The organism is Gluconacetobacter asukensis (genome assembly GCF_014174375.1).
GTDB classification, from domain to species: domain Bacteria; phylum Pseudomonadota; class Alphaproteobacteria; order Acetobacterales; family Acetobacteraceae; genus Gluconacetobacter; species Gluconacetobacter asukensis.
The window spans coordinates 142,091-156,409 of sequence record NZ_JABEQE010000008.1 but is presented as its reverse complement, the minus strand read 5'-3'; the positions used below and the strand labels follow the sequence as shown (position 1 = coordinate 156,409).

The window sequence follows — 14,319 nt, the reverse complement described above, 5'->3', positions numbered from 1 at the left end:
CCGGACCGTTTTTCTGAGGAGCTTCTGATGTCCAACGTCACCGTGATCGGCGCCCAGTGGGGTGACGAGGGAAAGGGCAAGATCGTCGACTGGCTTGCCAGCCGCGCGGATATCGTCGTCCGTTTCCAGGGTGGGCACAATGCTGGCCACACGCTGGTGGTCGGTAACGAGACCTACAAGCTGTCGCTGCTGCCCTCCGGCCTAGTCCGTGGCAAGATGGGTGTGATCGGCAATGGCGTCGTCGTCGACCCCGAAGCCCTGCTGAAGGAAATCGACCGCGTGACGGCGCAGGGGCTGGAGGTGACGCCGAAGACCCTGCGCATTGCCGAGAACGTGCCGCTGATCCTGCCGGTGCATGGTGCGATCGACCGCGCCCGCGAAGAAGCCCGCGGTGACCGCAAGATCGGCACCACCGGCCGTGGCATTGGCCCGGCCTATGAGGACAAGGTGGCCCGCCGGGCTATCCGCCTGTGCGATCTGGCCGAGCCCGAAACGCTGGACTGGAAGCTGGACGAGCTGCTGCTGCACCACAACACGCTGCTGGCCGGCCTGGGCGCGCCGACCTTCACCAAGGCGGAGCTGCTGGAGCATATGAACGCTCTGGCGCCGCGCGTGCTGCCCTATATGGACACGGTGTGGGACCTGCTGGACGACGCGCGCCGGGCCGGGCGCCGCATCCTGTTCGAAGGGGCGCAGGCCGTCATGCTGGATGTCGATCACGGGACCTATCCGTTCGTGACCAGCTCCAACACCATCGCGGCCAATGCGGCGACCGGTAGCGGCGTCGGGCCGGGCACCGTCGGTTTCGTGCTGGGCATTGCCAAGGCCTATTCGACCCGGGTGGGCGAAGGGCCGTTCCCCAGCGAGCTGCATGACGAGATGGGGCGGACGCTGGGCACGCGCGGGCATGAATTCGGCACCGTGACGGGGCGTCCGCGTCGTTGCGGCTGGTTCGACGCCATGCTGGTGCGCCGTGCGGTGCGCGTTGGCGGCATCAACGGCCTGGCGCTGACCAAGCTGGATGTGCTGGACGGGCTGCCCGAGATCAAGGTCTGCGTCGGCTATGAACTGGACGGCAAGGAAATCCGCAGCTTTCCGTCGGCCCCGGCGGCACAGGCCCGTGTCACGCCGGTCTACGAGACGATGGAAGGCTGGACCGACAGCACCCGGGGCGCGCGCTCCTGGGCCGACCTGCCGGCGCAGGCGATCAAATATGTCCGTCGGATCGAGGAACTGGTCGAGGCGCCGGTGACGCTGCTCTCCACCAGCCCTGAGCGCGACGACACCATCCTGATGCGCGACCCGTTCGAGGGCTGAACCCGATATGAAAAGGGCCGGACCTGATGGTCCGGCCCTTTTTCGTTGGGTCGTATGGCCGATCAGTCGGCCATGCTGGCACCACGATGCGCCTCGACTTCGGCCTTCATCGCGGCCTGGACCTTCTCGAAGGCCCGGACCTCGATCTGCCGCACCCGCTCGCGCGAGATGTTGTAGGTGTGCGACAGATCTTCCAGCGTCGAGGGTTCGTCCTTCAGCCGGCGTTCGGTCAGGATGTGGCGCTCGCGCTCGTTCAGGGTCTTAAGCGCATTGTCCAGCAGGGCCTTGCGGCCGCTGAATTCCTCGCTTTCCGCCAGCGTTTCTTCCTGGTTGTCGTGCTCGTCGACCAGCCAGTCCTGCCATTCGCCTTCGCTGTCGGCGCGGAGCGGGGCGTTCAGGCTGTGATCGGGCGCCGACAGGCGGCGGTTCATGTTGATGACGTCCTGTTCCGGCACGCCCAGCGACTTGGCGATCTGGTTCACCTGTTCGGGCTGCAGGTCGCCATCGTCGATGGCCTGCATCTGGCCTTTCAGGCGGCGCAGGTTGAAGAACAGCTTCTTCTGGGCGGCGGTGGTGCCCATCTTCACCAGCGACCAGCTATGCAGGATATATTCCTGGATTGCGGCGCGAATCCACCACATCGCATAGGTCGCCAGCCGGAAGCCGCGATCGGGGTCGAAGCGGCGGACCGCCTGCATCATCCCGATATTGCCTTCGCTGATCAATTCGCCCAGTGGCAGGCCATAGCCGCGATATCCCATCGCGATCTTGGCGACCAGCCGCAGGTGCGACGTGACCAGCGCATGCGCGGCCTTGGTGTCGCCCTTGTCCCGCCAGCTCCTCGACAGACGCTGCTCGTCTTCCGGCGAGAGCATCGGAAACTTGCGGATATCCTGGAGGTACCTTGACAGGTTGGTCTCAGGACCAACATTGAGAACGGAAGAGGCCATTGGTCGGACTCCTTTTCCCTGAGGGAGGCCATGCCCCGCTGATGTCCTAAAGGCACATCTGGCGACAGGGTTGCATGGGCTGCCCGTATGACGCGTGGATGGACTTCACGTCCCCGCGGGGCACCCCCTCAGAGGGCTGCGCCACCACGGGACGTCCATTCCGGCGGTAGCGTCACCCGCTGGAGTATTGTTCGAGCCTATCGGCCAGGTCTGGGAGCGTCAAGGAAGCTCCTCGATGATTGCCTTAAAACTAAGCAATCTTTGCCAGCAGCGCCTTGAAATCGTCAGGCGGGGCGGTTTCGAAAAGCATCGCTTCGCCCGTGCCCGGGTGGGTGAAGCCCAGCCGCGCGGCATGCAGGGCCTGGCGCGGGAAATCCAGCGCCGCGCGCCGTGCGTCGTCCGGCAGGGTGCGGGCGGCGGCGGGGATGCGGCGCAGATAGACCGGATCGCCGACCAGAGGGTGGCCGCCATGGGAGAAATGCACGCGGATCTGATGTGTGCGGCCGGTCGACAGCCGGCATTCCACCAGGCTGAGACCGCCATGATGGGTGGCGAGGGTGCGGTAATGTGTCAGCGCCGCCTTGCCGCCATGCGTCACCACGGCCATGCGCTTGCGGTCGCGCTTGTCACGGCCGATCGCGCCTTCGAAGCCGCCGGTAGCCGGGGTCATCATTCCCCATGCCAGGGCCAGGTAGGTGCGGTCGATATCTCGGGTCGCGAAGGCGTCGGACAGGGCTTTGTGGGCCTGTTCGGTCTTGGCGACGACCATGACCCCCGACGTATCCTTGTCCAGCCGATGCACGATGCCCGGCCGCCGTTCGCCGCCGATCCCCGTCAGGCTGTCGCCGCAATGGGCCAGCAGGGCGTTGACCAGCGTGCCGTCCTCGTTACCCGGTGCCGGGTGGACCACCAGCCCGGCCGGTTTGTCGAGCACGATCAGGTGGGCATCCTCGTACAGGATGGTGAAGGGAATGCTCTGGGCCTGGGGTGTGGCGGGGATTGCCGGGGGCACCCTGATTTCATAACACAGGCCGGGTCGCACCGGATCGGCGGGCTCGCGCAGGACCTGGCCGTCGCGCAGAACGTGGCCGGCCTCCATCAGGGCCTTGACGCGCGAACGTGACAGCGTATCGAGCGCGTCGGCAAGGAAGCGGTCGGTCCGCTGGCCGGCATGCTCTTCGGTCGCAGTGAGGCGGATGGGGGGCGTGTCGTCGGTCATGCACGGCTCTTAACGGAAATCGCCCGGTCGGAACATCATGCCGGGCCAGGATGGATCAGGACAATCATGAATGGACAGGGCGTGAGGGAGACGGGATCGGCTCCGACGGTCTCCAGGGGGCTGTTGGCAGCCGTGATCGGCATGGGCGTGCTGCTGGCGGCGGGCTCGCTGGTGCTGGTCGGTGTGCTGGTCCATCGAATCGCGCATCCGCGGCCGGCGGCGATTGCACGGCCTGCCGCCGAGCCGGTGGCGCTGCCGGCAGGCGATTATGGCGAACTGGTACTGGGCGAGCCTGCCGGCACGCATGTTACCGGTATGGTTCGGCAGGATGAGGGGCTGCTGGCGGTCGCTCTGGCCGGGGGCGGCCCGGACCGGGTGCTGCTGTGGGACGTCCAGCATCGGCGAATCATCGCGCACCTGGTCATGAATGCGGCCGCCGGGCAGGGTGCGCCTGCTCCGTAATCGCCTGAAAAGCTTCGATCTTGGAAAAAATGCACCGCAAGCCGATTTTCCTGCATCGGGTGGGTTGCGTCCCCTCTCGCGATGTCATAGAAGCTGCCTCGTCCAACGTCCCGTTCGTCTAGAGGCCTAGGACACCGCCCTTTCACGGCGGTAACACGGGTTCGAATCCCGTACGGGACGCCATTTCACGGTATGACTCAGTGCCGTGTTTATGGGAAGATTTTGGGTACCTGTAAAACGGGAACCGATACATGGATAATAGAGAAAATACATAAAATGTTATCGAAGACATGGCCATTGATCCTGTAATGGCCAGTCTTTGGTTTCCGCGTTAGTGGTAACCAGCCGAGTCCGGATTAATCTCTGTTCGTTGGGACGAGAGGCGGGGGCTCGTTCTCGCGCATTTGCATTTGCAGGCAATTTTGCAGTGTATGGTAATCGGGATTGCCGCTGGCACGAATGCGCTGATCACAATCTTCCTGTGCGAACGAAGGGACCTGGTTCCATTCGTGCCGGATGACATCCAGAGCCATACTCTGGTTGGCGAGACAATGCGCTAATGTTTCAGGGGACAGCCCATCGGGCATATTGGCCTGACGAAAACAGAGCCCATCGCTATCATAACGCGGCGGGTCTGCGTCGGCCCAGGCCGGAGACGTGGCGAGGAAGCCGGAGAAAGAGACACAGCAAAGGGTCGCCGCAGCAAAAAAAATTTTCATGGCTTTCGGCTCTCCGGGGTGCCGGGCAAATAGCTGAGGACACTCTGCCAAAGAGACGCGAGTGGGAAGATCCCGAGCAGTCGGTAGGCTGCCCAACTGGCCGATATGCCATTGACGGCAATGGTGAGCGACGTAGCGATTGCGGCCCCAACGCTGCCGGCGAGTGGAACCAGCACGGCAAGTCCGAGGAACAGCACGGAAAAGGAGATGATGTTGATCTTGCGCAATGTGGCAGCGTGGTCCGTCATGCCCAGAAGTTCGGGCATCGCTGTGAAGCAGACTGCCACAAACTGTCCGATCGCCAGAATACGCAACGTGGAGGAACCCTGGGCGTAGCCATGGCCGAAGAGGGCAAGAAGATGCCCAGGGAAGAGCATCATGCAGGCCGTTACAGGCAGTGCCAGGCATAGTACGAGGCCGACGGCGTGAGCGGCGCTTCTGTTCAACCCCGATCGATCGTGGCGGGCATGGAGGGCCGCGAATTTCGGTGCGACCATGCCGGCGACGCCGCTGATCAGAAGATTATCGATAAGGGCAATCCGCCATGCCAGGGCGAACAGACCTGTTTCGAATGCGGAAGCGCCGATGCCCAGCGAGATCGCTGGAGCGGACGCGAGGAGAAGTTGGATCAGTTCCAATGTGAAAAGCGACAGGCCGGGCGTCAGGAAATCCGGCTTTTCACCTGATATGCCACTGTTCTGCGGTGTCGAAACAAGAAAGTGACGCAGCAAGACCGCACCGACGATCGCAGTGAGCGCGAAGCTCGCGGCAATCAAAGACACGGCATTGGTGACGGTGAGATAGCCCGTGAGTCCGAGAGGAACCGCGACCAGACAGAAAATCGTGGGCCAGAGCCATGAATAGATCATCTGGCTAAACGCAACACGGTGCAGGCCAGCAAGCGCTCCGCCCAGCACAGTGCTGATATTCTGTGGAATGATCGACAAGGCGCCAAGGGCTAGCGGCCAGGCCAGGGTCGGTTTGTGCAGGATATGCCGGGCGAGGGGAAATGCCAGGGCGGCCAGCAGCATCGCGACGATCGCCGAGGCCATCAGGACGAGTCGTAGCGCGCTTGCGATCGCCGGCCGTACCGTATCGTGGCGGTGCGAGGCGACGTCTCTGGCTACCTGTCGTGTCAGCGCGCGATCGATACCGAGGCGTCCGAAGCCTGAAAGCATCACCATGACGCTGAAGACGATATAAAAGAGGCCGCTCTCCACCACGCCCAGTTCAGCGGCGACGAGCAGATGGAAGCCGTAGCGGCTCGGCAGGTCGAGCAGGCGGGAGCCCAGGCTGGCGATAGCCCCGCGAATGATCGAGTGGCCGCTCGTGGCGGATGACGATGCGGTCTTGTTCATGCGTGTTTTCGTGCCGCGCTCTGTCCGGCCGGATGCAGGACGAACAACGTTATGCTCTGCTTCGGGAGCGAGGCACGCAACTGCCGGTTCATGTAGCGGGAGAGCGGCAAGTGGGTGAGCTTGTTATCCGCAAGTCGCCATGTTTCCACTGTGCCGTTATCCGGGAGATGAGCAAGCGAGACCGTGGTATCGGCGGAGTTGTCGAGTTGCTTGTTGATGAGCATCACCGTCGCGGCGTCGTCCTTGCCGCGCAAGGCGGCAAAAGCGGAAACGAGATCGGGGTCTGGTACGATGGCTGAGATGCTGGTTTCGCCGAAGGCGCCGCCTCGGTCATCATAATTGCGATAGAGCTTCATGGCCTTATACACGGGCGTCGCCGGTCCGGGAGCAGTCCAGCGTGTGGCGATGTCGAGCCCTTCCCGACCAAAAATGCCCAGGATGTCGGCCTGGGCGGTGGCGCCGTTCATTAGTTTCTCGCCGCCCCAGTTATATTCCGTAATGGCCAGGGGAGTGCCCGGATAATAGTAGCGGTTTACCCAGTCCCGCATCTGCGGGATGAGGGCCACCACGTTGTTGATCCAAGTCGGATCCTTGTAGTTTGTATCCCACAGGTCGCGGGTAGAACGGTTGCGGGCGAGTTCGACGGCGGTAGAATCCGAATCCGAATATTCGCCGCCCTGCGGATAGAAATGCAGACTGAATACGTCGATCGGGTGACCCGCGGCTTTCCACTGCGTCAGCAACCACGGAACATAATCCATGCCTTGTGTCTGCGTTTCCCGATCGGGCGTATGATCGAAGCCATGCGTCGCGGCGTATTGCTGGTCAAAACCACTGTAATGATAGCCGGCCCAGCCCCATTCTTCCGGCGCCACGATCAGTGCGTGTGGATCTGCATTTTTCACGGCGTTGGAATAGGTGGCGACCTTGGTGGCGATTTCGTCCGCATGGGCGCCGACAGGGCGGACATCCCGGTGGACGAGCTGCCAGACGCTGGGTTCGTTATCTAAAATATAATAACGGACGTCCTTCGTGTCGAATTTGGAGTTGAGCTGTCTTATCCTGACCTGCTGGTTCTCGGGATCATCCGGGGTCTGAGCGTCGTGCGGGTCGGTATTGGCGAGGGGGGTGCCGTCAGGTGCCATACCGTTCCCAGCCTGGAAAAAGTTCTTGCTGTCACTTTCCTGCTGAGGTCCATATTTGACGATCGAAAAGCTGGCGAGCCTTGAACGGTTCGGCCCGAGTTTCGCATTCCAGCCGATCATCGGAATCGTCAGCATCGGTATGGCGCCAGCCTTCAGCGAGATGGCGACAAACCGTGCTCCAAACTGGTCATTGATCGAAGCAGGGTCGCATGGCACGCTTTCGTAATACCAGTCCTTGCCCGTATTGCGGGCGTCGAGGCGCCAGTTATATGTCGAGGCGCTGTTGCCTCCCGAACGGTTTATGGGCGCGCGAAGGTCACGTAAGGTCTCCGTGGTGCCGAAATTGACCCCGTAGATCAGTGGACTGATCGGATGTTGGCCCATACTGGCGTCCACGGCGACCATGACGGCAAGCGGCGTGGCGGCGCGGCCCTCAGCAACGTGCAGGAGGCATGCTGCGAACAAGGCGACAGCAGCTTTGGGAAGCAGAGTGTCGGACATCACGGTGCCTCGAGAATATCGTGAATGCGTCTGGTGATGCGCTGGGGATATGAGCCCATGAACATCGCGGATTCCGGCGTTGCCCTCTGGAAATGCCGGACGGGTGCGGCAGGATCGCGTTTAGAGCGTAAGCGTACGCTACAGTCTGGCCGGGGAAATTGCCGGGTGGGTGCTTACTTTCTCATTGGCGTCTGCACTCCGTCAATTGATGCTGCTCCGGCGGTTGCAGGCTGCTGTTAATTTCTCGCAGATCGTCTTCGCCCCTTTGGGACCACAGATGCTGTCAGTCCGGATCGTCGAAACGTTAAGATATCCGTAGAATTTATTATGATTGTCGAGAATGCGTGGCGATTGTCGGGCGAACGGATCGCACGCCGAAAAGGGACCGTGCTGCTGGAAATAGGTATGGAAATGGCTGTGGTCCGAATAATCATTGTCCCAGCCGTAGGGTGAGTATCCATTCCATATCGAGTTGCCATCATACTGGTCGCAATTCAGGCACCCAAGAAATTCGCGATAAAGTGGGCCGGCATAGATCATCAGGCGCGGTTGCGTGACGACGTCCTGAGTCTGTGCGTTATCGGGTCGCAGCGTACAACATGACAATATAAAGAATATTGTTTTCCACACGCGCCTCATCTGCGTCCCTTTTACCTGCCGCACATGCGGCGCAGGCCCTTGAGGCCGCGCCGTACGATCGCGGAATAAAGTTCGGCCGTGCGCAGGCCAAGTGCCGCATGACGCTGATAGGGCTGCAATGAAATGGGAAAGTACGGGGACAATTTCTCTGCTACCGTCTGCGGCGAAATATAGGTGTTGCTTTGCACGACCGCAAACAACCCGTCGCTCTCCATCGCAAAATGATGCGCTGCGTTCCAGTCCTTCATTGAATCCTTGAACCAGACACTTTCCGTTGCATGAAGAGTCTTCTCTCCCGAACGGGCGCTGGTGTGGTACTGGTCCAGAAGACCTTCACGTTCGGCATTCAGCCAGTAAAGCGTATATTCGGTCCAGTCGATCGTATAATGGCTCAGAAGGACCCGCCGCCAGTCCGTCTGGTAGAGCTCTTCCAACCGTCCATGCAGGTTAAGACAGAGCGTACGTGACAGAATGGCCGGTGTCCACCATAGACCATTCCGCTCCAGGTGTGGGTCGAGTTGGAGAAGCTCCGCCGATGCGCGCCAGAAGGAAGGTTCGGCTGTACGCGGTTGGTAATGGGTCAGCGCCTTGCCGTCTATAATGATCGTATCGATATTGAACTTGTGCGTGGCAAAGCAATCGGGATCAAACACAATAAAGTATTCGGTTTCGATCAACGCGGGCGCATAGAGCTTGATGATCTGCTGGCGATGCCAGTTTCTGATTTGATGACGTCTTGAGAATTCCGAGAAAATACTGAAATGCAGCGACTCGTCTACAATTTCAATCGGAAAATCCGACCATGCCTTTGCGTATTTCTTTACGTCATCCAACTCGTCATGCGGCACGACCAGAACGAAACGCGCGAACATCTTGGGGGATGAGAAGTGGCGCAGTGACGAGAATAAGATGTCGCATCGTCCGATATTGTCGGCATAATGCCGCCCCCGGATCTTGAGCGGCAGAATCGCGCTGATATTCGACATGCTGTCGTTTCCAAACCGTTTGATTATAGGAAGCGGTAGATTCGATCCGGGATATAGCTCTTGCGATCCGTCAGTATGATCCCGGTAATCTGGCCGCCCGTTTCCTGAATCTGGGTTTTTATCCCCAGTGCGATTGGTTTGCGTGTTTTCTCCGCCCGGATGATCAGAAGTGTCGCGTCGGCCAGCCGCGCGTTTTCAACTCCCATGAAGGAACTTCTCGCCGGCGGTGCATGGATTATTACGTAATCGTATTTCTTCCGAAACAATGCGAACAGATTAGCCGCCTGCTGTGAGGTGAGGTGGAATGCAGGGTCGCGCAGGCGGCCTATGACGACTTCGTATCCTTCAACCGGCTCGAACACGAAGATATGCAGATGAGGGTCATCGTCCGGTATCGTCGCCCGATCCTGCTCCGGAGCGTCGTTAGTGACCCCCCAGACCAGCATTCCAGCTTCATTCGGCTGTCCGTAAAGCGGCACATCCTGAGTCGATGCCAGATCAATGATCAGAATCGGTCGGCTGGACCGTCGCACCAACTCTGTCGCCAGTCCTTGAATAACGCTGGCCAGCCCATCATTCTGATCAAAAGAGATCATCATGACCAGTTTCGTTTCGGCGTCGGAAATGGTGTCGATGGCGGTAATTGCCCGACCATACAGTAGCATGCTCGGCCGGTAGGGCGGAAGATCGGCGGCATCTTTTGTTCGCAATACTGTATTATGTACGATGGTATTTATCGTGCTCCACAGGATGGTATTTCTGCGAGGAGTCTTCTTCTCTTTCCACGGTGTGATCGGTGCGCTCAGGACTGGCAGCAGCAGGGCGCGTTCGACTTGTTCGGGACTGAGGAAGGTCTCTCTGAGGCTGGCTAATACCAACACGGTCAGAGCCGACGCCATTAGGCCCGAGATGATACTCGCGGCGATGAACATTCCGATAGGGTTGTTGCGATGCGCAGGCGGAACGGGGGCCTGGATGACGCGGACGTTGGTACTGCTGGCTGTGTCTGCCTGGATCTGGTCGATGCTTGCCAGATCCACCTGATGGGACAGGTTACGCAGGCTTTCCGTCAGGATCGTCCGATCCACGAACATTTGGCTCAGCTTGTTTGTCGCGCCGATCAATGTCTGCAACCCGGCCTCGGAGGCGACAAGCTGTGTCTGTAGTTCACGCTGCCGCGCGGCTTCACCCTTGATGTTGGAACTTACGACCGCGAGCCTGTCCTGAACCGTGTCGTAGAATGTATTATGGCCATAGCGCACGGCGCCCGTCAGATGCTGTTTCTGTTTTGCAATGGATGCGCTGACATCCTTGAGCTGCTGGTCGATCTGCCGTACGAAGGGCGAGAGTGGGAGATAGCGTGCGGCGAGATCGGCCCGTCTGGCCTCCAGCTGAAGCAATGAAAGCTGCATCGTGTCCAGTGTATGGGCCGCTTCCGTATTGTCGCGGAACAGCAGGATCGTGGATGACACGCTTTCGGCCGACTCCACGAGCGAGGCGAAGGTGCTGCGATCCTGGGCCAGTGCGTTGTCGTTCTCCAGCTTGCGTTGTTTCAGTAGATTGTGAAGCGCGATCGCATGGTTGATCTGGTCATCGATGTTGAGAAGGTCGTTCCGTTTCTGGAAGGCGACGATATCGACATTGAGCTTGTCCAGCTTCGCGCGCACCGCATCCCGTTGCGCGATCAGGGAAGAAGCGCGCCCGGAGGTAAAGATTGATGCGCGCTGATGAAAATATTCCGCAAGAAGCCGATTCAACATATCCGACGCGCGCTTCGGATTGGAATCAATATAGGAAATGGTAACGACGCTGGCAAGATCGTCCTGCTCAAGGTGGAAATGCCGTTCGAAATGATCCAGTTGGTCGTTGATCCGACTGGCGTTGGCTTCGGGGCCCAGCAACTCCGTAACGACGGCACGGTGCAGTTCCGGACTGTTGAGGATCTGCGCCTCGATGCTGACGAGCTGCCCTTCGATCGGTGCTGGTTCAGTGCCCCCGTTGGTGGCGTTGGACTGGCTGTAATATCCGGCGAACAATGTGAGCAGCCGTGCATCGGCACGATATGTCGGCGGTAAGAGCATCGTAACGATGAAACCGATCGCAACGACCCACAAGAACACCGTGACCGCGATTCTGCGGTAAAAAAAGAGGGTGTTGAGGTAATCCCTTGTCGTCATGTGACTGTAAGTAGCCGCGCCCTTTAGCCGATCCGGCCGCGCTCTAGTGGAAATAGCCATCTTCGGTATGCTGGCTCCCAGGGGAAATCTCGGGCGTGAAAAAACTATCGCGAGAGGATTACATTCCCCTTTAACAACGTGATCGGCCGCACTCAATAAAAAACATATAAAAATAGATACTTCCTCTGACTTCCGGCAGCCGCCTACAAGCCCGGATTCTGGACGGCAGCGAGAGGGAGAGAAGGTGAATGAGGGCCTTGTGCCTTGTGCCTTGTGGGGCAGGGGGGGGCGATCGGTCTGGGAGATTGTCTGTAAAGTCAACCTGCCGACGATCCCATGCGCATTCCCGGCGCACCGCTTCGATGCCTGAAAATACCGTCGGATGCGCCGCTGCGTGGCACATTGCTCTCAGCAGGCTGATTTTTTCAACAGCTTCTTGTTCATGATACAGGGCAGAATCTGACATAGTATCATGCAGCCATTTGGTATGTAGCGACATGACAGATTTATTTTGATACTTTTTTTGATATCTTTAGGAGGCTTGAGTTCTTGGGCTCAACCCCATAGATATGTCATGCGCGGCCTGATTGGACGCTTCATCTGGCTGCTGTGATCATGCCTTGGTGAAGGGTCAGGAGTTTCTCCACTTTGCGACGGATGCTCATAAACGTGTTTCGTGCCACCGGCTTTTTGGTATTTCTGTTTCTTGCCGCGTGCGCCGATTCACATTACGGGAAACATGTGGTCTTCACCGCCTGGGTCGATACGCCCAGCACGGCCTACAGAATCGTGCCGGGCGACGATCTTTCTGTTATCCTGCCGTTCAATCCGGAGCTGAACTACGAAGCTCCGGTGGCCCCTGACGGCGGCTGGACGATGCCTCTCGCCGGTACCGTTCGGGCGGGAGGTCTTACGGTGGAGCAAGTGAATCAAAACATCGACAAGGCGCTGTTGGTCAACGGTATTGCCGCCCATGCGTATGCCTCGGCGAGTGTGCGCAGTTTCGCCGGGCGTGTCTTTGTCGGTGGTCAGGTTAAGACGCCTGGTCCGGTCGCGATGCAGAGCGAGATGGATGTGCTGCAGGCCGTTTCGGCGGCTGGCGGTCTGCTGAATACTGCACGCACCAGGGCTATCGTGTTGATCCGCCGGGCGCCGGACGGGCGACCCATGCGGCGTGTCATCGATCTGGATGCGCTGACCAAAAATGCCGATCCGCAGCAGGTCGTGCTGCTACAGCCGTTTGATACGATCTTTGTGCCGCAATCCTCGATTGTTGAGGTTGATCAATGGGTTGAGCGCTATATCACGAAGATCGTACCCTTCAACCAGAGTATCAATTATAACATTGGTAGCGGAGCATTCTTTAAATAGTCATGGATGGGAATAACGCTTCGCCCTCTCATGAATATGGGGATTTGGCACGGGAGGCGTCTTTGCCGGCGTTTTTCGCTCCCGGTTCAGTCCGTATAAAGATCCTGTGCTGCCTGATCGCAGCGTTGCCCCTGTTTGGCGAAATATTTCATTATATGAGTGTAATACGTCCGCTGTGGGCGTTCTCCAAGCTGTTTCCGGCATTGTCGCTGCCTCTGTTGCTGCGTCTTGCCTATCATGAGCGCTTTCCCATGATGCGGCAGGTTCTGCTCAGCTTTGCCTGGCTCGTCATGATGCCAAGCATTGCGGCGATGTTCTATTTTCACGAGGGCTTTTTCACGAGTGTCACGGCGCAGGTGAAATTGCTACCGATACTGTATTTTTTTTCTTTTCTGGCGCTGCTTCTGTTCCTCCAGCCTACGCTGGCGGAGATCGCACGTGGGTTTATTATTCTCGGTGCTGCTACCGCTGGTATTCTGATTGTGCTCTGGGCGGTCATTCCTTCCAGCTGGTATAGTGGTCATTACGTTATAGGTACCGCGCCGTTGTTCAGTGCCGATAATCGAGGCCATCGTATCCGCATGCAGATGTATTTTGCGATTATTACGTTATTTTTCTGCTATCGACGTGCCTTTCTTGAGAGAAGACTTGATTACCTTCTTGGTGTTGCCATTATTTTTGTTGTGACGCTGATGATTGTAAGAACACGCGCCATGATTATCGGTTGCACGGGCGTCATGCTCATCAATGCCTTCTTTTGGGTACGCCCGCTGGCGCGGGTGCTGCTGCTGGTTTGTGCGCCGTTCATGCTGGTGGCCATGTTTTCGACCGGTTACCTTGCCTCGACTTTTAATACCTCGGCGAGTAGCGGTTTCGATATACGGTACATAACCGCGCAGAAGGCATCGAACTTTCTCGGAGATCATCCGGTACGCTGGATTTTTGGCGTCGGTACGCTCAGTCCGACGAGTAAGGACACTCTTATCGGCTATTTTCATCATTTCTTTTTCCTGGCGGATATCACGTGGCTGGGAATCGTCTTTGAGTATGGTTTGATCGGTGCGCTGATTTTTACATTGTTTGAATTTCGTGGAATATTGTTCTATTATCGCCTGCGGCAGAGGGTCGAAGATGATTTCCTGGGCGCATTGAATGATTATCTCATTTATGTCCTACTGATTTCCTTCTTTTATCCGCCTACGCTAACACCGGGTGAAACGGCGACGATATTGGCGATCTTCGCTTATGTCTGGCGTGCTGGTGGGTTTGATGGAGGCGTATCACCTAACCAAACTCGCTTGGCTACGAACGTGGCTGCCCCCGCGGGCGCGTAAATGCATGGAAACGCAAGCCAGAAAATGATGGCGAACCATTGGGCATGGATTGCTGATACGAAATCCACTTCTGACGCATCTGTTTGCCGAGGCAAAGAAGGCGTATCCAGGGGCTTGTGTGCGTAATATACAAAATGTAAA

Annotated in this window: 11 protein-coding genes and 1 tRNA gene; 5 read left to right on the top strand and 7 right to left on the bottom strand. The window is 58.4% G+C overall.

The genetic code is table 11. The annotated features are described in order from the left end of the window. Window positions 1-27: 27 nt before the first annotated feature. Window positions 28-1,317 (top strand): adenylosuccinate synthase, encoded by a 1,290-nt coding sequence (locus tag HLH35_RS11010; protein ID WP_182979176.1) that lies wholly within the window; start codon window positions 28-30, stop codon window positions 1,315-1,317. 62 nt (window positions 1,318-1,379) lie between these two features. On the opposite strand, the gene rpoH is transcribed toward HLH35_RS11010, so the two are convergent. Both rpoH and HLH35_RS11000 read right to left on the bottom strand, forming a co-directional pair. Continuing rightward, on the bottom strand, window positions 1,380-2,267 hold the full coding sequence (rpoH, locus tag HLH35_RS11005; RefSeq protein ID WP_182979175.1) for an RNA polymerase sigma factor RpoH: 888 nt from the start codon (window positions 2,265-2,267) through the stop codon (window positions 1,380-1,382). A gap of 250 nt (window positions 2,268-2,517) precedes the next feature. Further along, complete coding sequence (locus HLH35_RS11000) at window positions 2,518-3,486, bottom strand: RluA family pseudouridine synthase (RefSeq protein WP_182979174.1); 969 nt, start codon at window positions 3,484-3,486, stop codon at window positions 2,518-2,520. Between the two features lie 66 nt (window positions 3,487-3,552). Here HLH35_RS11000 and HLH35_RS10995 point away from each other — a divergent pair, with 66 nt between their 5' ends. Further along, the gene (locus tag HLH35_RS10995) at window positions 3,553-3,948 is read left to right on the top strand and encodes a hypothetical protein (protein WP_182979173.1); all 396 of its coding nucleotides are present in this window, start codon (window positions 3,553-3,555) and stop codon (window positions 3,946-3,948) included. Window positions 3,949-4,055: 107 nt separating this feature from the next. Further along, window positions 4,056-4,131, top strand: a tRNA-Glu gene (locus tag HLH35_RS10990). 173 nt (window positions 4,132-4,304) lie between these two features. Here HLH35_RS10990 and HLH35_RS10985 read toward each other — a convergent pair. The 5 genes from HLH35_RS10985 to HLH35_RS10965 form a co-directional block, all read right to left on the bottom strand. After that, a complete protein-coding gene (locus HLH35_RS10985) occupies window positions 4,305-4,667 on the bottom strand; it encodes a hypothetical protein (RefSeq protein ID WP_182979172.1) in 363 nt (120 codons plus the stop codon). Continuing rightward, the gene (locus HLH35_RS10980; protein WP_220790633.1) at window positions 4,664-6,025 is read right to left on the bottom strand and encodes an oligosaccharide flippase family protein; all 1,362 of its coding nucleotides are present in this window, start codon (window positions 6,023-6,025) and stop codon (window positions 4,664-4,666) included. The genes HLH35_RS10985 and HLH35_RS10980 overlap by 4 nt, the downstream gene beginning before the upstream one ends. Then, window positions 6,022-7,671 carry a glycoside hydrolase family 44 protein gene (locus tag HLH35_RS10975; protein WP_182979171.1) on the bottom strand — a complete coding sequence of 550 codons (1,650 nt, stop codon included), beginning with the start codon at window positions 7,669-7,671 and terminating at the stop codon, window positions 6,022-6,024. The genes HLH35_RS10980 and HLH35_RS10975 overlap by 4 nt, the downstream gene beginning before the upstream one ends. Window positions 7,672-8,321: 650 nt before the next feature. Continuing rightward, complete coding sequence (locus HLH35_RS10970; RefSeq protein WP_182979170.1) at window positions 8,322-9,296, bottom strand: DUF6492 family protein; 975 nt, start codon at window positions 9,294-9,296, stop codon at window positions 8,322-8,324. A 23-nt stretch (window positions 9,297-9,319) separates the two neighbouring features. Beyond that, a complete protein-coding gene (locus tag HLH35_RS10965) occupies window positions 9,320-11,473 on the bottom strand; it encodes a GumC family protein (RefSeq protein WP_182979169.1) in 2,154 nt (717 codons plus the stop codon). 669 nt (window positions 11,474-12,142) lie between these two features. Here HLH35_RS10965 and HLH35_RS10960 point away from each other — a divergent pair. Beyond that, window positions 12,143-12,844: a polysaccharide biosynthesis/export family protein gene (locus tag HLH35_RS10960; RefSeq protein WP_182979168.1), complete on the top strand. Its 702-nt coding sequence runs from the start codon at window positions 12,143-12,145 to the stop codon at window positions 12,842-12,844. A gap of 2 nt (window positions 12,845-12,846) precedes the next feature. Further along, window positions 12,847-14,178: a hypothetical protein gene (locus HLH35_RS10955; RefSeq protein WP_182979167.1), complete on the top strand. Its 1,332-nt coding sequence runs from the start codon at window positions 12,847-12,849 to the stop codon at window positions 14,176-14,178. Window positions 14,179-14,319 lie beyond the last annotated feature (141 nt).

Excerpts from the sequence above, each read along its gene's own strand:
- HLH35_RS10985 (WP_182979172.1), bottom strand. The coding sequence starts at position 4,667 with ATGAAAATTTTTTTTGCTGCGGCGACCCTTTGCTGTGTCTCTTTCTCC.
- HLH35_RS11000 (WP_182979174.1), bottom strand. The coding sequence starts at position 3,486 with ATGACCGACGACACGCCCCCCATCCGCCTCACTGCGACCGAAGAGCAT.
- HLH35_RS10970 (WP_182979170.1), bottom strand. The coding sequence starts at position 9,296 with ATGTCGAATATCAGCGCGATTCTGCCGCTCAAGATCCGGGGGCGGCAT.
- HLH35_RS11010 (WP_182979176.1), top strand. The coding sequence starts at position 28 with ATGTCCAACGTCACCGTGATCGGCGCCCAGTGGGGTGACGAGGGAAAG.
- HLH35_RS10975 (WP_182979171.1), bottom strand. The coding sequence starts at position 7,671 with ATGTCCGACACTCTGCTTCCCAAAGCTGCTGTCGCCTTGTTCGCAGCA.
- HLH35_RS10965 (WP_182979169.1), bottom strand. The coding sequence starts at position 11,473 with ATGACGACAAGGGATTACCTCAACACCCTCTTTTTTTACCGCAGAATC.
- HLH35_RS10980 (WP_220790633.1), bottom strand. The coding sequence starts at position 6,025 with ATGAACAAGACCGCATCGTCATCCGCCACGAGCGGCCACTCGATCATT.
- rpoH (WP_182979175.1), bottom strand. The coding sequence starts at position 2,267 with ATGGCCTCTTCCGTTCTCAATGTTGGTCCTGAGACCAACCTGTCAAGG.
- HLH35_RS10955 (WP_182979167.1), top strand. The coding sequence starts at position 12,847 with ATGGATGGGAATAACGCTTCGCCCTCTCATGAATATGGGGATTTGGCA.
- HLH35_RS10995 (WP_182979173.1), top strand. The coding sequence starts at position 3,553 with ATGAATGGACAGGGCGTGAGGGAGACGGGATCGGCTCCGACGGTCTCC.